20 protein-coding genes are annotated in these 20,051 nt (G+C 73.0%); 6 read left to right on the forward strand and 14 right to left on the reverse strand.

The genetic code is table 11. The annotated features are described in order from the left end of the window. Nucleotides 1–122: 122 nt before the first annotated feature. On the reverse strand, nt 123–1,463 hold the full coding sequence (locus tag QIS96_RS26295; protein ID WP_282545225.1) for an ABC transporter substrate-binding protein: 1,341 nt from the start codon (nt 1,461–1,463) through the stop codon (nt 123–125). Next, on the reverse strand, nt 1,438–1,971 hold the full coding sequence (locus QIS96_RS26300; protein ID WP_282545226.1) for a hypothetical protein: 534 nt from the start codon (nt 1,969–1,971) through the stop codon (nt 1,438–1,440). Before QIS96_RS26300 ends, QIS96_RS26295 begins: the two co-directional genes overlap by 26 nt. Nucleotides 1,972–2,110: 139 nt before the next feature. Between QIS96_RS26300 and QIS96_RS26305 the strand changes: the two genes are divergently transcribed. From QIS96_RS26305 to QIS96_RS26315, 3 genes are all read left to right on the forward strand, one after another. Further along, the gene (locus QIS96_RS26305; protein WP_282545227.1) at nt 2,111–2,662 is read left to right on the forward strand and encodes a hypothetical protein; all 552 of its coding nucleotides are present in this window, start codon (nt 2,111–2,113) and stop codon (nt 2,660–2,662) included. A gap of 1 nt (nt 2,663) precedes the next feature. Next, nucleotides 2,664–5,327 carry an ABC transporter permease subunit gene (locus tag QIS96_RS26310; protein ID WP_282545228.1) on the forward strand — a complete coding sequence of 888 codons (2,664 nt, stop codon included), beginning with the start codon at nt 2,664–2,666 and terminating at the stop codon, nt 5,325–5,327. A 251-nt stretch (nt 5,328–5,578) separates the two neighbouring features. Beyond that, the gene (locus QIS96_RS26315; protein WP_282545229.1) at nt 5,579–6,244 is read left to right on the forward strand and encodes an ATP-binding cassette domain-containing protein; all 666 of its coding nucleotides are present in this window, start codon (nt 5,579–5,581) and stop codon (nt 6,242–6,244) included. 6 nt (nt 6,245–6,250) lie between these two features. On the opposite strand, the gene QIS96_RS26320 is transcribed toward QIS96_RS26315, so the two are convergent. Further along, the gene (locus tag QIS96_RS26320) at nt 6,251–6,871 is read right to left on the reverse strand and encodes a LysM peptidoglycan-binding domain-containing protein (protein WP_282545230.1); all 621 of its coding nucleotides are present in this window, start codon (nt 6,869–6,871) and stop codon (nt 6,251–6,253) included. Nucleotides 6,872–7,322: 451 nt separating this feature from the next. Here QIS96_RS26320 and QIS96_RS26325 point away from each other — a divergent pair, with 451 nt between their 5' ends. Both QIS96_RS26325 and QIS96_RS26330 read left to right on the forward strand, forming a co-directional pair. Beyond that, a complete protein-coding gene (locus QIS96_RS26325) occupies nt 7,323–8,183 on the forward strand; it encodes a hypothetical protein (protein ID WP_282545231.1) in 861 nt (286 codons plus the stop codon). A gap of 131 nt (nt 8,184–8,314) precedes the next feature. Then, nucleotides 8,315–8,602, forward strand: a complete 288-nt coding sequence (locus QIS96_RS26330; RefSeq protein WP_282545232.1) for a hypothetical protein — start codon at nt 8,315–8,317, stop codon at nt 8,600–8,602. Nucleotides 8,603–8,719: 117 nt separating this feature from the next. Here QIS96_RS26330 and der read toward each other — a convergent pair whose 3' ends face one another. The 5 genes from der to aroH all read right to left on the reverse strand — a co-directional run bounded on the left by der (nt 8,720) and on the right by aroH (nt 13,212). Beyond that, nucleotides 8,720–10,195 (reverse strand): ribosome biogenesis GTPase Der, encoded by a 1,476-nt coding sequence (gene der, locus QIS96_RS26335; RefSeq protein ID WP_282545266.1) that lies wholly within the window; start codon nt 10,193–10,195, stop codon nt 8,720–8,722. Between the two features lie 67 nt (nt 10,196–10,262). Continuing rightward, the gene (locus QIS96_RS26340) at nt 10,263–10,955 is read right to left on the reverse strand and encodes a lysophospholipid acyltransferase family protein (RefSeq protein ID WP_282545233.1); all 693 of its coding nucleotides are present in this window, start codon (nt 10,953–10,955) and stop codon (nt 10,263–10,265) included. After that, nucleotides 10,913–11,608: a (d)CMP kinase gene (cmk, locus tag QIS96_RS26345; RefSeq protein WP_282545234.1), complete on the reverse strand. Its 696-nt coding sequence runs from the start codon at nt 11,606–11,608 to the stop codon at nt 10,913–10,915. The genes QIS96_RS26340 and cmk overlap by 43 nt, the downstream gene beginning before the upstream one ends. Before the next feature lie 159 nt (nt 11,609–11,767). Beyond that, nucleotides 11,768–12,853 carry a prephenate dehydrogenase gene (locus QIS96_RS26350; RefSeq protein WP_282545235.1) on the reverse strand — a complete coding sequence of 362 codons (1,086 nt, stop codon included), beginning with the start codon at nt 12,851–12,853 and terminating at the stop codon, nt 11,768–11,770. Continuing rightward, entirely contained in the window at nt 12,850–13,212 is a 363-nt protein-coding gene (aroH, locus tag QIS96_RS26355; protein ID WP_282545267.1) for a chorismate mutase, read from the reverse strand. The genes QIS96_RS26350 and aroH overlap by 4 nt, the downstream gene beginning before the upstream one ends. A gap of 286 nt (nt 13,213–13,498) precedes the next feature. Here aroH and QIS96_RS26360 point away from each other — a divergent pair, with 286 nt between their 5' ends. Then, nucleotides 13,499–14,206, forward strand: coding sequence for a nucleotidyltransferase domain-containing protein (locus tag QIS96_RS26360; protein WP_282545236.1), 708 nt, complete (start codon nt 13,499–13,501; stop codon nt 14,204–14,206). Between the two features lie 233 nt (nt 14,207–14,439). Here the strand turns inward: QIS96_RS26360 and QIS96_RS26365 are convergent, their stop codons facing one another. The 6 genes from QIS96_RS26365 to QIS96_RS26390 all read right to left on the reverse strand — a co-directional run bounded on the left by QIS96_RS26365 (nt 14,440) and on the right by QIS96_RS26390 (nt 20,030). Continuing rightward, nucleotides 14,440–15,225 carry a nucleotidyltransferase domain-containing protein gene (locus QIS96_RS26365; protein ID WP_282545237.1) on the reverse strand — a complete coding sequence of 262 codons (786 nt, stop codon included), beginning with the start codon at nt 15,223–15,225 and terminating at the stop codon, nt 14,440–14,442. Continuing rightward, nucleotides 15,222–16,250, reverse strand: coding sequence for an ADP-ribosylglycohydrolase family protein (locus tag QIS96_RS26370; protein ID WP_282545238.1), 1,029 nt, complete (start codon nt 16,248–16,250; stop codon nt 15,222–15,224). Before QIS96_RS26370 ends, QIS96_RS26365 begins: the two co-directional genes overlap by 4 nt. After that, nucleotides 16,250–16,972: an NUDIX hydrolase gene (locus tag QIS96_RS26375; RefSeq protein ID WP_282545239.1), complete on the reverse strand. Its 723-nt coding sequence runs from the start codon at nt 16,970–16,972 to the stop codon at nt 16,250–16,252. Before QIS96_RS26375 ends, QIS96_RS26370 begins: the two co-directional genes overlap by 1 nt. A gap of 111 nt (nt 16,973–17,083) precedes the next feature. Further along, complete coding sequence (locus QIS96_RS26380; RefSeq protein WP_282545240.1) at nt 17,084–18,229, reverse strand: pseudouridine synthase; 1,146 nt, start codon at nt 18,227–18,229, stop codon at nt 17,084–17,086. Further along, nucleotides 18,229–18,903 (reverse strand): SMC-Scp complex subunit ScpB, encoded by a 675-nt coding sequence (gene scpB, locus QIS96_RS26385; RefSeq protein ID WP_282545241.1) that lies wholly within the window; start codon nt 18,901–18,903, stop codon nt 18,229–18,231. The genes QIS96_RS26380 and scpB overlap by 1 nt, the downstream gene beginning before the upstream one ends. Beyond that, nucleotides 18,900–20,030, reverse strand: a complete 1,131-nt coding sequence (locus QIS96_RS26390; protein ID WP_282545242.1) for a segregation and condensation protein A — start codon at nt 20,028–20,030, stop codon at nt 18,900–18,902. Before QIS96_RS26390 ends, scpB begins: the two co-directional genes overlap by 4 nt. Nucleotides 20,031–20,051 lie beyond the last annotated feature (21 nt).

Raw genomic sequence — 20,051 nt, forward strand, 5'->3', positions numbered from 1 at the left:
TTAGACCGAAACCAGGGGGTGGGGGTTGGGCGGCATCATCATCTTGTTCTTGAACAGTTACCCTATTGGTAGGCGATTTCGGGAACCTGGCAGCTCTTCAGCACATCAGGGGCAGTGAGGGCTCATGGCTCGTACGCCAGTTGCGGTACGACGAAGCAGTTGCGGTTCATGTCGCCCTGGGTGACCCAGCCCTCGCCGTCGCGCCAACGGGCCACGGACAGACAGCTCTTGCGGGTCTCCGGCGGCTTCTGGAGGTGCTCGAAGGTGACGGGGACGAGCAGTCCGTCCGCGCTGTAGGGCTCGCCCCGCTCCATGTACGCGTCCACGCACGCGCGCGTGGCGCCGGTTTCGGGCTCCGCGCGTGTGCACGATTTCGCCGCGTCCGTGAACCACATGGCCGCCGCCCAGCCTTCGAGCGCCCACTGCGAGAGCGGCCGCCCCTTCATCGCGTCCCGGAACTCCCGTACGGCCGGGTTCCCGGTGTCCTCGTAGTTGCGGCTCGACCCGGTCACCCAGAGGGAGTTGCGGCAGCGCGGCGCGTCCTTGTAGGCGTCGCGGACCGTGTCCGTCCAGTTCTGGGCGTTGGTGACCTTCGCGGTGACGTGGGCCCCGACGTCGTCCATCGCCGCGCAGAGCCGGGCGTTGCCGTGCCCGTCGAGGGCGTCGAAGACCAGGTCGGCGCCGCGCTCCTTGAGGTCGGCGGCCACGGCACGGAAGTTGGGCAGCGCGAAGTCGACCTGCTCGGTGACCACGTCGTACCCCTCGGCCCGCAGCCCCTGGGCGACGAGCCGGGCGTAGGCGGCGGACGCGGACTGGTTGTAGGAGACGACGGCGGCGGTGCGGGCGCCGTGCTCGCGCTTGAAGTAGCGGTAGACCTCGGTGCCGCCGTACAGCTTCCCGTCCCAGCCCGGCTTGCCGCCGGTGCGCGGCGCGAGGCTCCCGTAGATCGAGTAGAGGTGCGGATACGTCTCGTACGCGGGCCCGATCGGCTGGCCGCCGATGTCGGGGACGCCGGCGGCGGAGACGCGCGGGGCGGCCGCGTAGTCGAGGACGGCGGTGGCGACGAGCGCGACGACGTGCTGTTCGTCGACGAGCTTGCGCACGCACTCGTTGTTGCCGACGCCGCTGCCGCCGTCGTCGCAGGTGTGCACCTCGACCCGGCGGCCGTCGACGCCGCCGCGCGCGTTGAGTCGGTCGAAGTAAGCCGTGGCGCCCTCGCGCGGGCCGGTGAAGGCCTCGCCGCCGACGGGGCTGGTGGCGCTGGTCACGATGCCGACGCGGAGCGGTTCGGCCCGCGTCGGCATCGGCCGGCTCGCGCCGTCGCGCCCGGTGAAGTCGCTCTCGGGCAGCCGGCTGCCGCAGGCCGCGCCCGAGAGGAGCACGAGCACGGTCAGCGCCGCGGCCAGGACGCGCCTCGGGGAGCCGCCTCCGGCGGTCTCAGCAGCCCGGCACCGGCGAGGCATTGCCGCTGTTCAGCTGCACCAGCGCGCACAGCGTCTTGACCGACACCTTCCAGGTGCCGTCCTGCTCCACCGAGACGCCCTTGGCGTCCCGCAGCGCGGGCTGCCCGTCCAGGGACAGCGTGTACGTCACGTCCGCCTCGGTCTTCGACGTGAACTTCACGTCGGTGACGCTCGCCTCGACCTGCTTGCCGCGCGGGTCCGCGTTGAAGCCCTGCAGGACCGGCCGCATCTTGGCGCCGTTCTCCAGGACCGCCTCCTTCTCGTTCAGCGGGACGTCAGCGCTGAAGAACTTCTCCCAGTTCGCCTTGACCTCCCGCTCCGCCGCCGCGGGGTCCGCGGGCACGTCCGGCGCCTCCTGGGTGCGCGTGACGGACGGCTCGGGCGGGGGCGTGCCGCCGTTGTCGTCCCCGCATCCTGTGGCGGCCACCCCGACCGCCAGCATCGCGGCGGCCGCCCACGCCGCGATCCGCGTCCCGCCCCGCTTGCGTGTACTGCTCCCGAGCACCATGTGGCTCACCGCCGGGGTCGATCGTCCGGGCAGTGATCGCCCGGTGCTTTCAGGGTCGACCGCCCGGAGGCAGAGTGCAAGCGGTCCCCCGGCATGAACAAATGGGTACAGAGCCCCACTCATCCCCCGGGAGCCTCGGATGCGCACCTCCCGACTCCGCACCGCCCGACTCCGCACCGTCCACCCGCTGCTCTGGGCCGGCACCGCCGCCCTCGCCGTCGGCGCCGTGCTGTGCGTGATCGGCTGGTACGGGGCCTCCGGCGAGCGCTTCGCCGAACGGCAGATCCCGTACCTCGCCTCCTGCACGGTGCCCGGGGCAGCCCTGATCGTGGCGGGCGCGGTCCTGCTCGTCGGCAGCCGGGGCGCCCTGGCCACGGCGCGCGTGCAGGAGCTGTACGAGCTGCTCGTCGCCGCCGACCCCGGCGCACCCGCGAGCCCGCCCGCCGCGCCGGGCCCCCGCAGCGACGCGCTCGTCCTGGTGCCGGGCGGCACGCTCTACCACCGCGCCGACTGCCCCCTGGTCGCGGGCAAACCCGAGGCCGTGCCCGCCGACCCGCACCCCGGCCTCACCCCGTGCCCGGTCTGCGAACCGCCGACGCCCGGCCACGCAGCCGAACCCGAGCCCGAACCCGAACCCGAGCGCAAGCCCGAGCCCATGAGCGGGCCGGACAAGGCGGACCCGGAGCCCTGACGTGGCCTCCCTGACGTACGACCTCACCCTCGCCGGACTGGCTGTCGGCAGCGCCGCCGCGCTCACCGGGATCGGCCTGATCGTCACGTACCGGGCGACCGGGGTCCTCAACTTCGCGCACGGCGCCGTCGCCATGGTCTGCGCGTACCTGCTGCGCCAGCTGAACGTCGACTGGAGCTGGCCGCTGTGGCCGGCCGCCCTCGTGACGCTCTGCGTGGTCGCGCCCGGCATCGGCCTCGTCCTGGAGCGGGCCGTGTTCCGGCCGCTCGCGTTGCTCGGCGGCGACCCGGCGCAGACCCTCGTGGCGTCCATCGGGGTCTTCGTGCTCCTCGTCGGGGGCGCGGCGCTCGTGTGGGGGCAGGGGGCGCGCGACGACGTCCCCGAGCTGCTCGGCGGCGGTGCGCCCTGGGGTCAGCTCGCGACGGCGCTCCTGCTCGCCGCCGCGGTGGGCGCGGTGAGCCGCTGGACCCGCTTCGGCAGCGAGCTGCGGGCCGTCGTCGACAACCGCTCCCTGGCCGTGCTCGGCGGCATCGACGCGGACCGGGTCGCGGCCGCGGGCTGGGCCTTCGGCTCGTTCACCGCAGGCCTGACGGGCGTCCTGCTCGCCCCTTACGTACGCCTCGACCCGTACGGCCTGCCGCTCCTCGTCATGGAAGTGGTGGCCGTCGCCGTGGCTGCCGGGATGCGCAGCCTGCCGCTCGCGGTGGCGGTCGCCCTCGGCATCGGCGTCGCGCAGGCCCAGCTGACCCGGCTGCACCCGTCCGGCTGGGGCGAGCCGCTGGTGCAGGCGCTCGGGGCGAACCTGTTCGTGGTGGCGCTGCTCGTCGCGGCGCTCGTCCTTCCGGGGCCAGGGCGCGGGCGCGGACCGCAGCTGCCGCGCACCGCCACCGCGCGCGTGCGCACCCCGCCCGGGGCGTGGCTCGCGGCGGGCGTGCTCTTCCTGCTCCCCCTCGGCCTCGCGGGCTCCGACCTGCACACGGCCGTCCAGGTCCCGGCGCTCGCGGTGGTCCTGCTCTCCCTGGTCGTGGTCACCGGCAGGGGCGGCCAGATCTCCCTCGGCCAGTCGGCGTACGCGGGTCTCGGCGCCCTGTTCACGGCCCTGCTCGCGGCCGGGCGCTTCCCCGGACTGCCCGCGCTGCCGACGCTCCCGGCGCTCGGCCTCGCGGTGCTCCTGGTCGCGCCGCTCGGGCTGCTCACTGGCGGGCCCGCGATCCGCCGGCACGGCCTGGCCCTCGCGCTCGCCACGTTCGCGGTCGGCGTCGGCGTGAGCCGCTTCGTCTTCGCCCAGCCGTACGCGACATCGGGGCTCGACCTCGACCGCCCGGCCGGACTCGGCGGCGACCGGGCCTACTACCTGCTCGAACTCGCCCTGCTCAGCGCCGCGTTGCTGGCCGTCGCCGCGCTCCGCAGAGGCCGTACGGGGCGGGCGCTCGCCGCGATGCGGGACCACGAGGCGGGCGCCGCGGCGGCCGGGGTGCCCGTGCCGCGCCTGAAGATCTGCGCGTTCGTGGCCGGCGCCGCCCTCGCCGCGCTCGGCGGCGGCATGCTCGGACTCGGCGTGCGCGCCTTCGACCCGGGCGCGTTCGACCCGGTGCGCGGGCTGCTCTGGTTCGCGGCCGTGGTGGTGCTCGGCGCGGACTCGCTGCTCGGCGCACTGCTCGCGGCGGCGCTCCTGGTGGGCCTGGACGAGGGCGCGCGGGGCGGCGTCGCGGCGGCGGCGATCGGTGTCCTCGCGGTCCTCGTCGGCCGGTTCCCCGGCGGCCCGTACGAGGCACTGCGCGCGGCGGCGGCCCGGCTCCGCCCACGCCGACGGACGGCCGCGCTGACGCCGTTGGGGCTGCGGGTGGCGGCACGTTTGCGGGTGGCGGCGCCGCGGGCTTCGGTGGCTGTGGCTTTGCCGTCCGCGCCCGTGACTTCGCCTCCCGCACCTGTCTCGGCCGGGCCCGCGCCCGCTCCCCCGGAACCCCTCTCCGGTCGTGGACTGACCGTCAGATACGGCGAGTTCACCGCGCTCGACGGGGTCGACGTGGAGGTCGCGCCGGGCCGGATCACGGCCGTGGTCGGGCCGAACGGGGCAGGCAAGAGCACCCTGTTCCACTGCCTGGCGGGCACGGTCCGACGACACTCCGAGATGACCGGCCGGGTCCGCTTCGCCGGCCTCGACCTCACGCGCCTGCCCGCGCACGCCCGCGCCCGGCTCGGCGTGGCCCGCACCTTCCAGCAGCTCGCCGTCTTCCCGTCCCTGACGGTCGCCGAGAACGTCGCCGTCGGCGCGGAGCAGGGCCGCGTGCGCGACGCCCGCTCGGTCGACCGCGCCCTGACCCTGCTCGGCCTGGACGGGCCCGTACGCGACCGGCCCGCGGCGCGGCTTCCGACCGGGACGCTGCGCCGGGTCGAGCTCGGGCGCGCGCTCGCCGGGGGCCCGCACGTGCTGCTCCTCGACGAGCCCGCGGCGGGGCTCGACACGGCCGAAGTCGCCGCTCTGGCACGGGTGTTGCGGGCGCTTGCGGCGGAGGGCACGGCGCTGCTGATCGTCGAGCACGACCTGGACCTCGTGGCCCACCTCGCCGACACCGTGCACGTCATGAGAGCGGGCCGCGTCATCGCCTCGGGGCCCCCGGACGAGGTTCTCTCGGCCGCCGCGACCACGGGGGGCGAGCCATGAAGGCTTCGGGGGCCAGCCCCCGGACCCCCTCCCCCAAGCTCTCGGCTGCGCTCGAGCAGGGGGGACCCCCATCTCAAACGCCGGAGGGGCTGGTTTTAAGGGGCGCGGGGCTGTGACATCTGCGGCTCCGCCACGTGGGCGCGACCAGCCACGACGGCGCAGCAGCCGAAGACAGCGGGGTCCGGGGCGCAGCCCCGAAGCTGCTGCAAGCTTTCGGGAAGGGGCAGGGAGGGGAGAAGAAAGGGCCACCCATGACCACAGAACTCGAACTACGCGACGCACACGTCCGATACGGCCCCCTGGAAGCCCTGCACGGAGTGACCCTCCCCGTCCCCCGAGCCACCCTCACCCTCCTCCTCGGCCGCAACGGCTCAGGCCGAACGACGACCCTGCGCGCCCTCGCCGGCACGGCACCCCTGTCGCAGGGCAGGGTCCTGTGGCGAGGCAGAGACATCACGCGACTCACGGCCCACGCACGCACGGCCCTCGGCCTGACCCTCGTACCCGACCGTGAAGCGGTGTTCGGCTTGCTGACGGTCGCCGAGAACCTCCAACTAGCAGCCCGCCAGGGCGACTTCACCCCGGCCCTAGACGCGTACCCGGAACTCCGCCCCCTGCTCCCCCGCACCGCGGGCACCCTCTCCGGCGGGGAGCAACGCATGCTCGCCCTCTCCCGCGCCCTGCTCTCCCCCGCCCACACCCTGCTCCTCGACGAGCCGACCCAAGGCATGTCCCCGACCGTCGCGGCCCGTACGTACGCGCTCCTCGCCGCCCTGCCGAAGACGCTCCTCCTCGCCGAACAGCAGCTCCCACCCGCGCTGCGCGCCGCCCCGCGCCCCGTTCTCGTACACGAACTGCGGCGCGGGGCGGTGACGTTCAGCGGGGAGGCGGCGGAGGTCGGACAAGACTCCGAGTAGAAGTCCTCAGATCATCCGCCCCTTGGGACCGAGGTCGGGCACGACGAGCAGCATGCCGACCGAGATGAGGTCCGGACGCGGCCCCACCACCTTGCGGTTGGCCTTGTACAGCGCCTGCCAGCCGCCCTTGACGTCATAGCGGCGGGCGATCGCGCTGAGGTTCTCGCCGGGGGCGACCTTGTGGACGCGGCGGTCGAAGCGGATGCCCTTCGAGCACTCCGGCCACGCCTCGGGCCCCTGGCTGACGAGCACCTTCTCGGCCACCTTCACCTGTTCCTCGGGGGTCGCGAGATCGGCGCGCGGCGCGTATTTCAGGCCGCCGTGCTCCTTCCAGGTCGGCTGGTAGAACTGCAGGCCGCCGTAGAAGCCGTTGCCGGTGTTGGCGTTCCAGCGGCCGCTGCTCTCGCAGTCGGCCAGGCAGGTCCAAGGGGACTTCCCCGGACCGCACTTGCGCTGCTTCTTCACGGCGGGCCCGGCGGCGGGACTCGCGCCGTGCGCTCCGGCGACGCCTTCCTGCGCCGGGCCGCCCGCGGGGGGCGAGGGCTCGGCGGCGAAGGCGCTGGTGAGCGGCGCACACGAGAGGAGAGCTGCGGCGAGGGCAACGAACCAGACACGAGTGTTGGACATCGCGTCAGCTAAGCAACCGCCGTCCGAGCCACCGCGCCGCCGCGCCCCGCCGCCCCGGACCCCACCCGGTCGGGCGGCGTCCGGGTGGGGCAGCGAGAAACAGCGCGGAGGCGGTACGGAGAGGTCGTTCGCAGACGGTGCGGAGCTGGTACGGAGCGGTCGTACGGAACCGGCACGGAGAGGTCGTACGGAGGCGTGCACGGCGCGGCCGCACGCCCCTGTCCGACCCCGCACCCTCCCCCAAATCCGGATGATCAACTTCCGTATGACTGGCCGGGGTTGCCCGGAAGTCGGCGTTTTCGGGAGGTCTCCCGCATTCCGCTCCGGATGGCGTGATTCCGTACGACGTCCAGCGTGACTTGCCCGCAGAGTCACCGTTGAACTCTTCATGAGCCGGGCTCCGTCCGGCCGTCCACGCATCGAACGACGTACCGAACTCCTAGGAGCACCCGTGCCGCGCATGCTCGACGTCAGCGACGACGTACGCGCCGAGATCGGCGACGAAGAGGCCGACCGGCTGCTCGCCGGCGACAACTCCCCGGGCAGCTACGACTGCACCTCCTGCCGCACCCCCGGCGACTCGGCGCAGGAACGCACCAGCACCGTGCTGTTCATCGGCGACGAGACCGCGGTCCTGGCCTTCGCCCACGCCACCTGCCTGCCCTCCCAGGTCGTCAAGGTCGCGGAGGAGCAGCTGCAAGGCGCCGTGCGGTCCATCACCGGCGACAGCGGCGCGGCCGGCGCTCCGCCCGCGGCGCACTCCGGGGTTCCCGCTGCCGCCGCCCAGGCCGCTCCCGCCGCGCCCGCCACCGCCGCCGCTCCCGCCCCGGGAGCCCAGCCGCAGCCCGCCGTCCTCGGCGTCACCAGCGGGCTCGTACTGCTCGAGGAAGAGCTGTACCCGGCGCTCGTGGTGGAGCCCACCGGCCCCATCGCGCGCCCCGGCACGACCGGCGGCAGCGACGAGTTCCTCGCGCTCCTGAGCGAGCAGGGCTTCCAGCCCCTCGGCCAGGTCCACGAGGTCCCGGCGGCGCTGCCCGGCTGGTCCGTGCTGCTCGCCGTCGGCCAGCTGCACGCCGTGCTGCAGCCGGGCAACGGCGGCTCGCCGGTGGCCTGGTGGCAGGCCCACCAGCCGCTGCAGGTCACCGACGGCTGGCGGACCGCCGCGTCCAAGCTCGGCAAGGTCCTCGTCTTCGCGGCACCGGTCGGCACGATCGGCCGGCAGCCGCGCGAGGACCTGCTGCGCGACGCCCTCGACAAGGCCGCGGCCAACGGCCGGCTGGTGGCCGCCTCGATGCCGCTCGCGGGCACCTGATCCGCCGCACGTCCGCAAGGGGCCCGAGGGGTCATCGGTGATCGGCTGCCCGTTCACCGCATCCCAACGGGCCCCGGGTCGTTGGCAGATACGTGCCGCCATACGATCCCTCCCACCACCAGATCCCCCCGATGCGTCCGGCCCGTGACACCGCCGCGGACCGCTCGGCCACGCCGATCTACGACGCGCTCTACTCGGAGTGGCGCCGGTTCTTCCGGGCCCTGCCGGGAGACCGGAGCGGCGAGGAGGATCTGAGGTTCCGGGGCTTCGCCGCCGGCTCCCGCTACCCCGGTGACAGCTCGTCGCACACCGGTCACACCCCGCCCGGCTTCTGGTTCGCCGAGCCCCCGCAGCGGCCAACCGGCAACCGCGACCGGCCGCAGCCCGCGCTCCCGCCGGCCCGGCGCCGCGACAGCTGAACTCCCGTACCGCGTACGGCAGAAGAGTCCCTCACCACATACGAGTGCGCCGTACGGAACCGGATCTCCGGTGCCGTACGGCGCATTCGTATGTCGCGTATGCCGACCCGCTGGGGGTTACTTCTTGCGGCCGCGCTTCTCGCGGACGCGGACCGAGATGTGGATCGGCGTGCCCTCGAAGCCGAACTCCTCGCGCAGGCGGCGCTCCACGTACCTCCGGTAGCCGTGCTCGATGAAGCCGGAGGCGAAGAGCACGAAGCGGGGCGGCTTGGTGCCCGCCTGGGTGCCGAAGAGGATGCGGGGCTGCTTGCCGCCGCGGATCGGGTGCGGGTGCGCGGAGACCAGCTCGCCGAGGAAGGCGTTCAGGCGGCCGGTCGGCACGCGCGTCTCCCAGCCGTCCAGGGCCGTCTCGATCGCGGGGACCAGCTTCTCCATGTGCCGGCCGGTGCGCGCCGAGACGTTGACCCGCGGGGCCCACGCGATCTGACCGAGCTCGGTCTCGATCTCCCGCTCCAGGTAGTAGCGGCGCTCCTCGTCGAGGGTGTCCCACTTGTTGTACGCGACGACGACCGCGCGGCCCGCCTCGACGGCCATCGTGACGATGCGCTGGTCCTGGATGGAGATGGACTCGCTGGCGTCGATCAGGATGACCGCGACCTCGGCCTTCTCGACCGCGGCGGCGGTGCGCAGCGAGGCGTAGTAGTCGGCGCCCTGCTGCAGGTGGACGCGCTTGCGGATGCCCGCGGTGTCCACGAACTTCCAGGTGACGCCGCCGAGTTCGATGAGCTCGTCGACCGGGTCGCGGGTGGTGCCCGCCAGCTCGTTGACGACGACGCGCTCCTCCTTCGCGACCTTGTTGAGGAGCGAGGACTTGCCGACGTTCGGGCGGCCGATCAGGGCGATGCGGCGCGGGCCGCCGACACCCGCCCCGCCGAAGGTCTGCATCGGCGCCTCGGGCAGCGCGTCGAGGACGGCGTCCAGCATGTCGCCGGTGCCGCGGCCGTGCAGCGAGGAGACCGGGTGCGGCTCGCCGATGCCGAGGCCCCACAGCGCGGTCGCGTCGGCCTCGCCGCTCGGGCCGTCCACCTTGTTGGCGCAGAGCACCACCGGCTTCTTGGCCTTGCGCAGCAGGCGTACGACGGCCTCGTCGGTGTCGGTGACGCCGACCGTGGAGTCGACCACGAAGACCACGGCGTCGGCGGTCTCGATGGCGTACTCGGCCTGGGCGGCGACGGAGGCGTCGATGCCGAGGACGTCCTGCTCCCAGCCGCCGGTGTCGACGACCTTGAAGCGACGCCCTGCCCACTCGGCCTCGTAGGTGACGCGGTCGCGGGTGACGCCCGGCTTGTCCTCGACGACGGCCTCGCGGCGGCCGATGATGCGGTTGACCAGCGTCGACTTTCCGACGTTGGGGCGGCCGACGACGGCGAGCACGGGCAGCGGGCCGTGGCCCGCCTCCTCGATGGCGCCCTCGACGTCCTCTACGTCGAAGCCCTCTTCCGCGGCGAGCTCCATGAACTCCGCGTACTCGGCGTCGCCAAGCGCTCCGTGGTCGTGCTCGTCCGACCCGCCGGAGTGGATCTGCTCGTTCATGAAGTCCGTACCTCTGTCATCAGTCATCGATGGACCGCGGTCCGCGGTCCACTACTCAAAGTCTCGCTCAGCGCCCGGTCAGGCGCCTGGCGTTCTCCAGGTGGGCGGTGAGCCGCTCCTGGATGCGCACGGTGGCCTCGTCGAGCGCCTTGCGCGTACGCCGCCCGCTGCCGTCTCCGGCCTCGAAGGCGTCGCCGAAGACGACGTCCACGCGGCTGCGCAGCGGGGGCATCCCCCGTATCAACCGTCCCTGGCGCTCTCCGCTTCCCAGCACCGCGACCGGCACGATCGGCGCCCCGCTGCGCACCGCGAAGTACGCGAGGCCCGCGCGCAGCGACGCGAAGTCGCCCTCGCCGCGGGTGCCTTCGGGGAAGATGCCGAGCACGCCGCCCTGCGACAGGACGTCGAGAGCGCCGGTGATCGCCGTGCGGTCGGTGGTCGAACGGTCCACCTTCAGCTGCCCGATGCCGCGCAGGAACGGGTCGAGCGGGCCGACGAACGCCTCCTTCTTGATGAGGAAGTGCACCGGCCGGGGCGCCGTCCCCATCAGCATCGGGCCGTCGAGGTTGTGCGCGTGGTTGACGGCCAGGATGACCGGGCCGCTCGCGGGCACCCGCCAGGCGCCGAGGACGCGCGGCTTCCAGAAGCCGTACATCAGGCCGACGCCGATGCGCCGGCCGACCTCCGCGCCCTTCTCGGAGGGCGGGACGGATGCGGTCACGCGGCGGCCCGCTTCTCCTCGACCAGGGTCACGACGCACTCGATGACCTGCTGCAGGGTGAGCTCGGTGGTGTCGACCTCGACCGCGTCGTCCGCCTTGGCGAGCGGGGAGGTCTTCCGGCCGGAGTCGGCGGCGTCCCGCTTGATCAGGGCTTCCCTGGTCGCGTTGACGTCGGCGCCCTTGAGCTCGCCGCTGCGGCGGGCCGCGCGGGCCTCCGGGGACGCGGTGAGGAAGATCTTCAGGTCGGCGTCGGGCAGCACCGTCGTACCGATGTCACGGCCCTCGACCACGATGCCGAGCTCGGCGCCGCGGGCGATGGAGCGCTGCAGCTCGGTGATCCGCGTCCGCACCTCGGGGACGGCGCTGACGGCGCTGACCTTGGAGGTGACCTCCTGGGTGCGGATCGGGGCCGCGACGTCCGTGCCGTCGACCGTGATGGTCGGGCCCGACGGGTCGGTGCCCGAGACGATGTCCGGCTTCTCCGCGGCGGCGGCGATGGCGGCGGGGTCGGCGATGTCGATGCCGTTGTTCACCATCCACCAGGTGATGGCGCGGTACTGGGCGCCGGTGTCCAGGTAGCTGAGGCCGAGCTGCGCGGCGACGGCCTTGGAGGTGCTCGACTTGCCCGTGCCGGAGGGGCCGTCGATGGCGACGATCACTGCTGCCGGGGCGGCGTTTGCGGCGGTTTCCACGGGGGACGGACACCTTTCTCAGGGCACAGGGCAGGGGGAGGGCGTGAGAAACGCCCCGGACAAGGTTACTGGCTCGGGGCACGGCTCATCACGGGGCTGTGGATAACCAGGGAAACAGCAGGTGGCGGGGGCCGCTGCGACCCCCGCCGGAAGCTGCTCCTACTGCCGGATCGACCAGCCGCGCTCACGCAGCGCGGCGGTGAGCACCGGGGCCGCGCTGGGCTCGACGGTCAGCTGGATCAGGCCCGCCTGCCGCCCGGTGGCGTGCTCAATGCGGACGTCCTCGATGTTGACCCCGATCGCGCCCGCGTCCGCGAAGATCCGCGCGAGCTGGCCCGGCTGGTCGTCGATGAGCACGGTGACGATCTCGTACGAGACGGGAGCCGAGCCGTGCTTGCCCGGCACCCGGACCTGTCCGGCGTTGCCCCGGCGCAGGACCCGCTCGACGCCCTGCGCGCCGTCTCCCCGCTTCTCCTCGTCGGCGGACTGCAGGGCCCGCAGCGCGCGTACGGTCTCGTCCAGGTCGGCGGAGACCTCGGCGAGCAGGTCGGCGACGGGGCCCGGGTTGGCCGAGAGGATGTCGATCCACATGCGCGGGTCGGACGCGGCGATCCGCGTGACGTCCCTGATGCCCTGGCCGCAGAGCCGTACCGCGGTCTCCTCGGCGTGCTCCAGGCGGGCCGCGACCATGCTGGAGACGAGGTGCGGCATGTGCGAGACGAGGGCGACGGCGCGGTCGTGGGCGTCGGCGTCCATCACGACGGGGACGGCGCGGCAGAGCGAGATCAGTTCGAGGGCGAGGTTGAGCACCTCGATGTCGGAGTCCCTGGTCGGGGTGAGGACCCAGGGCCTGCCCTCGAAGAGGTCGGCGGTGGCGGCGAGCGGACCGGAGCGTTCCCGGCCGGACATGGGGTGCGTGCCGATGTACGCCGTCAGGTCGAGGCCGAGCTCCTCCAGCTCGCGGCGCGGCCCGCCCTTGACGCTGGCCACGTCGATGTACCCGCGCGCGGCGCCGCGGCCCATCAGCTCGGCGAGGGTGCCGGCGACGTGCGCGGGCGGCACGGCCACCACCGCCAGGTCGACGGGTCCCTCGGGCGGGGCGTCGGTGCCGGCGCCGAGGGCCGCGGCGGTGCGGGCCTGCTCGGGGTCGTGGTCGACGAGGTGCACGGTCACGCCCCGGCTCGACAGGGCGAGGGCGACGGAGGTGCCGATCAGGCCGGTTCCGATGACGGCGGCTGTTCTCACTGGGCGATGTCCTTGCGCAGGGCGGCCGCGGCCCCGAGGTAGACGTGCGCCACCTCGGACCTGGGCCGGTCGGACTCGATGTGCGCGAGGAGGCGTACGACGCGGGGCATGGCGCCCGCGATGTCGAGCTCCTGGGCGCAGATGAGGGGTACGTCGGTGATGCCGAGGTTGCGGGCGGCGGCCGCCGGGAAGTCGCTGTGCAGGTCGGGGGTGGCCGTGAACCAGATGCTGATCAGCTCGTCCTGTGTCAGGCCGTTGCGCTCCAGGACCTCGGTGAGCAGCGCACCGACCTGCTCGTCCATGTGCTGCGCGTCGTCCCGCTCAAGTTGGACGGCGCCCCGGACCGCTCGTACCGCCACGCTGCTGCTCCTTGCCTGCTGAACCGTCGGAACCTCTCGGAACCTGTACGCGCCAAGGGTAGTCAGCCGTTGTGCCGCACACGCGCGGTGCCCGTCAGCCGAGACGGGCACCGCGCGTGTGCGGTGCCGGACGGCGACCTTGTCGAGCGTCTCGTCGGGCACCGCCTGCTCGACCTGCTCGGGGCTGAGCGGCTGGTTGGCGCCGGTGCCGACCCAGGAGTCGAGCCGGCCGCGGTCGCAGAGGCGCCACGCCACGCGACTAGTCCCTCGCGTACGCTCCCCTCGCATGCGCCTCCACGACGTGCCGAGCCCTGAGAACTGGGTACACGAACACACCGTCTACGCCTGCGTGATGGGCTCCCGCGCCTTCGGCCTCGCGACGGACGGCAGTGACACCGACCGGCGCGGCGTCTACCTCGCGCCCACGTCGTCGTACTGGCACTTCCAGAAGCCGCCCACGCATGTGGAGGGGCCGCTCGACGAGCAGTTCTCCTGGGAGTTGGAGCGGTTCTGCGAGCTGGCGCTGCGGGCCAACCCGAACATCCTGGAGTGCCTGCACTCGCCGCTGGTCGAGCACTGCGACGCGACGGGCCGTGAACTCCTCGCGCTGCGCGGGGCGTTCCTGTCCCTGAAGGCCTACGAGACCTTCGGCCGGTACGCGCTCGGCCAGCGCAAGAAGCTCGACGCGGACGTACGGGTCCACGGCGCCCCGCGCTGGAAGCACGCCATGCATCTGCTCCGGCTGCTCATGTCCTGCCGCGACCTGCTGCGTACGGGTGAGCTGGTCATCGACGTCGGCTACGCGCGCGAGGAGCTGCTCGCGGTGAAGCGGGGAGAGGTGGGTTGGGCGGAGGTGGAGGCGCGGATGAACCGCCTCGGCGAGGAGGCGGACGAGGCGGCACTGCACTCCCCCCTCCCCGCGGAACCGGACACCGCGCGTGTGGCGGATTTCCTCTACCGCACCAGGCGCGCCTCAGCACTGACATCCCCTTGATCTCCCCACCCCACCCCTTCCCGAAAGTCCTCGCCGGACGGGCCTCCGCAATCGCCGGAGAGGCCGCCCCAGGGGCGCGGGGAACTGCGCATCTTTAAGGGGCGCGGGGAACTGCGCGACCAGCCACGACGACGGGAGAGCCGACCGACAGCCGGGCCCGGGGCCCGGGGCGGAGCCCTGGAGCTGTCCGCAGGACTTTCGGGAAGGGGCGGGGAGGGGAAGGAAAAAGCCCCCTAGCCCACCCGCACCCGCACCACAAAGTCATCCAACGCGTCATGGACGGACGGCGCATCCGGCAGCCCCGACCCCGCCTGCGCCGACTCCAACTCCCCCAGCAACGCATCCAAATCCGCCCCCACGCGCGCGTGGTCCACCTCCGCCCCGCCATGCTCGGCCTCCGCCTTGGCCGCGATCAGCTCCGGCAGATACCCAGGCACAGACGCAGACGCAGGCACAAGTTCGAGCAACGTGGGCAGATGCGCCTGCACCTCCCCCGTACGCATCAGGTGAATCCCCGTGAGCAGCACGCGGAACGCGTAGAGCAGCGGCTTGAGTTCGCCGGTCTTGTCGAACAGCCGCCGCTGCGTACCCGCGAACCCCCGGTAATGGTGGGCGTGATGGGAGGTCAGCACACCCGGCGCCAGAGCCACCAGCTCCGCGTGCGCGTCCGAGGTGTGCACGACGAGCGGCGAGAGCAGCTGCTCCAGGACGTAGCCGTTGCGCCGCAGCATCAGGCGTACGAACTTGCGCAGGTCATGGGTGACGAGGTCCATCTCGACCGCGTCCCGCTCCCACATCCGCGACCGCGTCTCCTCCGGCTCGCGCAGCCCGACCAGCGCGGGGACGGGCAGCAGGTGCACGCCCCGCAGGTCGACGTCCGAGTCCCGCGAGGGGAACCCGTACAGATGCGCCCCCGAGACCGTCGCGAACAGCAGCGGATCCGGCTGCTCGGCGACGACCGGCCCGAGGTCGAGGTCCGGGAGCCCGGCGTCCCGCAACAACCCCGCCGCCCCGCTCACCCGTCCCACCGTTCCCCCAACGCCAGCAGCTCGTCCCGGTGCTCGACCCGGTCCACCCAGTCCGCGGGCCAGACGTCCGCGCCGAGGTGGGCGCCGGCGAAGGCCCCGGCGAGGCAGGCGATGGAGTCGGAGTCGCCGGCGGTGCAGGCGGCCCTGCGCAGCGCGGTGACCGGTTCGTCGGGGAAGAGCAGGAAGCACAACAGGCCGGTGGCGAGGGCCTCTTCGGCGATCCAGCCCTGCCCGGTGGCCAGGCACGGGTCCAGCTCCGGGTTGGCGTCCGCGACGGCCGCGGCGAGCCGTTCGAGCACGGCGAGGCACTCGTCCCAGCCGCGCGCCGTGAAGTGCTCGGCGCTCGGGTCCTGCGAGCGGGTCCACAGGTCGCCGAGCCACTCCTCGCGGTACGTGGTGCGGTTCTCCAGGGCGTACGAGCGCAGCCTGCCGACCAGGCCGACGGGGTCGACGCCGTCGGCGAGCAGCCGTACCGCGTACGAGGTGAGGTCGCTGGCGGCGAGCGCGGTGGGGTGGCCGTGGGTGAGCGCGGACTGCAGCTGCGAGGCACCCGCCCGTACGTCGTCGGCGAGGCCGGGCAGCAGGCCGAGCGGGGCGACGCGCATGTTGGCGCCGCAGCCCTTGGAGTGCACCTGGCTGGCGTCCCGCCAGTCCCGGGCCTCGTCGGCGAGGAGTTCGCAGGCGCGGATGCAGGTGGCGCCGGGGGCGCGGTTGTTGTCGGGCGACACGTTCCAGGCGACGTACTCCTGCCGTACGCGCCGCGCGAACTCCTCGGGCCCGCCGAGCAGTTGACCGTCGGCGTCGCGAAGGGCGCGTGCGAGGGCGAGCGTCATCTGAGTGTCGTCGGTGATGTACGCCTGCCGGGGCAGCTCCAGCTGCCGCCAGGGCCCGAACTTGGCGAGGATCTGCGGTACGTCGTTGAACTCGGTCGGGAAGCCGAGCGCGTCCCCGAGCGCGAGGCCGAGGAGGGACCCCGTGGCGGCCCCCTTGGTCGGAGTGGTCGGAGTGGTCGTCATCAGGAACGTCCTTCCGGTCGCAGCAGCGGCGGGTGCAGGGCGGAGGCGCCGCCCGCGCGGTACACGGCGGCGGGCTTGCCGCGCCCGCCGGTGAGGCGTGCCGCCCCGGGCACGGCCTCGACGAGTCCGGGCGTGGCCAGGACCTTGCGCCGGAAGTTCGCGGGGTCCAACTCGGCGCCCCACACGGCCTGGTAGACCTGCCGCAGCTCGCCGAGCGTGAACTCGGGCGGGCAGAAGGCGGTGGCGAGCCCCGTGTACTCCAGCTTGGCGCCGACGCGTTCGTGGGCGTCGGCCAGGATCCGGTCGTGGTCGAAGGCGAGCGGCGCGTACGCGGGCCGGTGCTCGCCGTACGGCAGCCAGTCGGCCTTGGCCGCGTCGCTGCCCGCCTGCGCCTCGGGCGCGTCGGGCACGAGGGCCGTGAAGGCGACGGAGACGACGCGCATGCGCGGGTCGCGGTCCGGTTCGCTGTAGGTGCGCAGCTGCTCCAGGTGCAGCCCGGCGACGTCCGCGAGGCCGGTCTCCTCGGCGAGCTCGCGGCGCGCGGCGGTCTCGGCGGCCTCGTCGGGCTGCACGAACCCGCCGGGCAGCGCCCTGCGTCCGGCGTACGGCTGCTCGCCGCGCTCGACGAGGAGCACGTGCAGGCGGCCTTCGCGGATGGTGAAGACGGCCAGGTCGACGGTGACGGCGAACGGCTCGTAGGCGTACTTGTCATAGCCCTGCATGCGGGACCACCCCCTCTCTTTAATGGTCGTGACGACTATAAAGAGAGGGGGTGGTCCCGCACAAGGGGATTCGGCCCAGAGGTCGACCAAGAGATCGGCCCAGAGGTCGGCCTAGAGGTCGACCTCGCGCATCAGCATCCCGACCTCCGTGTTGGAGAGCCGCCGCAGCCAGCCCGACTTCTGGTCGCCGAGCGTGATCGGCCCGAAGGAGACCCGCACCAGCTTGTCGACCGGGAACCCGGCCTCGGCCAGCATGCGTCGCACGATGTGCTTGCGGCCCTCGTGCAGGGTCACCTCGACCAGGTAGTTCTTGCCGGTCTGCTCGACGACGCGGAAGTGGTCCGCGCGCGCGTACCCGTCCTCCAGCTGGATGCCGTCCTTGAGCTGCTTGCCCAGGTCGCGCGGGATCGGCCCGACGATGTGCGCCAGGTAGACCTTCTTCACGCCGTACTTGGGGTGGGTCAGGCGGTGCGCCAGCTCGCCGTGGTTGGTGAGCAGGATGACGCCCTCGGTCTCGGTGTCGAGCCGCCCCACGTGGAACAGCCGCGTCTCACGGTTGTTCGTGTAGTCCCCGAGGCACTGCCGTCCTTCGTTGTCCTCCATCGTGGAGACGACGCCGGCCGGCTTGTTCAGCGCGAAGAACTGGTACGACTGCGTGGCCACGGTCAGGCCGTCGACCTTGATCTCGTCCTTCTCCGGGTCGACCCGCAGGCCCTGCTCCAGGACGATCTCGCCGTTGACCTCGACACGGGCCTGGTCGACCAGCTCCTCGCAGGCACGCCGAGAGCCGTAACCGGCACGGGCGAGCACCTTCTGCAGCCGCTCGCCCTCCTGCTCGGCGCCGGGGAAGGTCTTCGGCAGCTTCACGTCCTTCTTGCCCGCGTACCGGTCGCGGTTGCGCTCCTCGGCCCGCGTCTCGTACTCGCGGGAGCGCGAGGGGGCCGTACGGCCGCCGGCCTGCTGCCCGCGCCGCGGGCCGCCCTTGGCGCCGCCGCGCGCGGACGCGCCGCGACCCGACTTCGGGCCGTCCTGCGTGCCGCCGGGGCCCACGTCGTAACGCCGCTCCTCGGGGCGCGGCTTCTTCGGACGGCCGGCGCCGCCCTGCCTGTCGTCGCGGTTGTTCCCGGCGCCGCGGTAGTTACCGCGGCCACCGCCGCTCCCGCCGCGACCGCCGCCGCTTCCGCCGCGGCCGCCGCTGTTGCCACCACGGCTCCCGCCGTTGTTTCCGCTGCTGTTCCTGCCGCTGCTGCTTCGCATCAAATTTCCGTCTGGTCGGCCGTCTGCTCGATGGGTTCGAATCCCGGCGCATCGGGTGCGTCCGGATCGAACGACGGAACGCCTTCCTGGGTCTCGCCCTCGATCGCGTCCGCCTCGGGAAGGAAGGGCGCGAGCTCCGGCAGCTCGTCCAGGCCACGCAGGCCCATCCGCTCCAGGAAATAGTTCGTCGTCCTGTACAGGATCGCACCTGTTTCGGGTTCCGCGCCCGCCTCCTCCACGAGGCCCCGCTGCAGCAGGGTCCGCATGACCCCGTCACAGTGCACCCCGCGTACGGCGGAGACCCGGGAGCGGCTGACCGGCTGCCGGTACGCGACCACCGCCAGCGTCTCCAGGGCCGCCTGCGTGAGCCGCGCCTGCTGCCCGTCCAGGACGAAGCCCTCCACGGCCGCCGCGTACTCGGGCCGCGTGTAGAACCGCCAGCCCCCGGCGACCAGGCGCAGCTCGAAGCCGCGGCGCTGCGCCGTGTACTCCTCGGCCAGCTCCCGCAGCGCGTGCGCGACGTCACGCGGGCGCCGCTGCAACACCTTGGCCAGGTGCTCCTCGGTGGCCGGTTCGTCGACGACCATCAGGACCGCCTCCAGGGCCGGTTTCAGGTCGAGCTCGGCGACCTCGAGCAGCCCCGCCGGCGTCTCGGCACTCCGCTCACTGCTCACGCGCCGTCCTCCACTGGCTCGGTTGTCTTCTCTTCCGGCACCTCGGGCGGCCGGTCGAACTCGTCGGTGACCTGCGGCCCGGCCCCCTCGCCGCCGGTCCAGCGCACGGTCAGCTCGCCGAGCGCCTCGTCCTGGTCCATCGCCAGGGCCTTCTCCCGGTACAGCTCGAGCAGCGCCAGGAACCGGGCGACGACGGTCAGCGTGTCCGCCGCGTCGTCGATCAGCACCTGGAAGCTCGCCTCGCCGACCTCCCGCAGCCGCGCCACGACGACCTCGGCCTGCTCGCGCACGGACACGAGCGGCGCGTGGATGTGGTCGACGTACACCTGCGGCTTCGGCTTCGGCTGCATCGCCTTCACGGCCAGCCTGGCGAACCCCTCGGCGCCGATGCTGATGACCACCTCGGGCAGCAACTCGGCGTGCTCCGGCTCCAGTCCGACGGTACGCGGATACCGGCGGGCCTCGTCGTCGAGCCGCGCGTTGAAGATGTCCGCGATCTGTTTGTACGCGCGGTACTGCAGCAGCCGCGCGAAGAGCAGGTCCCGCGCCTCCAGAAGCGCGAGGTCCGCCTCGTCCTCGACCTCGGCGGCGGGCAGCAGCCGCGCGGCCTTCAGATCGAGCAGCGTCGCGGCGACGACAAGAAACTCGGTGGTCTGGTCGAGATCCCAATCAGTCCCCATGGCCCGGATGTACGCCATGAACTCATCGGTGACCTTGGAGAGCGCGACCTCGGTGACGTCCAGCTTGTGCTTGGAGATCAACTGCAACAACAGGTCGAACGGCCCCTCGAAGTTGTCGAGCCGAACCTTGAACCGCCCGTCGTCGACGGGGACTTCACCGTCAACCCCATCCGGGGACACGCCGGCCTCCGGCTGGGTCTGGGTGCCGGATGCAGCCGAGGGCTCGGGCCCAGCCTCGGCGGACTCGGACTCGGACTCGGCACCCCTCCCGGCATCCGACTCGGGCTCGGGCTCGGCCGCACGTTCGCCCACAGCCTCGGGCTCGACGTCAACAGTGCCGCGGAGCTCGGGCTCGGGTGCCGCCCCCGGCCCCCGCCCCAGCGCGCGGCGCCGGGCAGGGCGCGCCGGTCCGGTGGGGGTGGCGGAGGAGTCGTCGGTGGTCGGCATCGCGGTCCAGGGGGCGGGGAA

It is taken from the genome of Streptomyces cavernicola, assembly GCF_029968035.1.
In the GTDB taxonomy this organism is placed as follows: Bacteria; Actinomycetota; Actinomycetes; order Streptomycetales; family Streptomycetaceae; genus Streptomyces; species Streptomyces cavernicola.

Coding starts and splice junctions, on each gene's coding strand:
- QIS96_RS26370 (WP_282545238.1), bottom strand. CDS start 16,250: ATGACGACCACTCCGACCACTCCGACCAAGGGGGCCGCCACGGGGTCC.
- QIS96_RS26300 (WP_282545226.1), bottom strand. CDS start 1,971: ATGGTGCTCGGGAGCAGTACACGCAAGCGGGGCGGGACGCGGATCGCG.
- QIS96_RS26305 (WP_282545227.1), top strand. CDS start 2,111: ATGCGCACCTCCCGACTCCGCACCGCCCGACTCCGCACCGTCCACCCG.
- QIS96_RS26375 (WP_282545239.1), bottom strand. CDS start 16,972: ATGCAGGGCTATGACAAGTACGCCTACGAGCCGTTCGCCGTCACCGTC.
- QIS96_RS26315 (WP_282545229.1), top strand. CDS start 5,579: ATGACCACAGAACTCGAACTACGCGACGCACACGTCCGATACGGCCCC.
- QIS96_RS26380 (WP_282545240.1), bottom strand. CDS start 18,229: ATGCGAAGCAGCAGCGGCAGGAACAGCAGCGGAAACAACGGCGGGAGC.
- QIS96_RS26360 (WP_282545236.1), top strand. CDS start 13,499: ATGCGCCTCCACGACGTGCCGAGCCCTGAGAACTGGGTACACGAACAC.
- QIS96_RS26330 (WP_282545232.1), top strand. CDS start 8,315: ATGCGTCCGGCCCGTGACACCGCCGCGGACCGCTCGGCCACGCCGATC.
- QIS96_RS26295 (WP_282545225.1), bottom strand. CDS start 1,463: ATGCCTCGCCGGTGCCGGGCTGCTGAGACCGCCGGAGGCGGCTCCCCG.
- QIS96_RS26390 (WP_282545242.1), bottom strand. CDS start 20,030: ATGCCGACCACCGACGACTCCTCCGCCACCCCCACCGGACCGGCGCGC.
- der (WP_282545266.1), bottom strand. CDS start 10,195: ATGAACGAGCAGATCCACTCCGGCGGGTCGGACGAGCACGACCACGGA.
- QIS96_RS26320 (WP_282545230.1), bottom strand. CDS start 6,871: ATGTCCAACACTCGTGTCTGGTTCGTTGCCCTCGCCGCAGCTCTCCTC.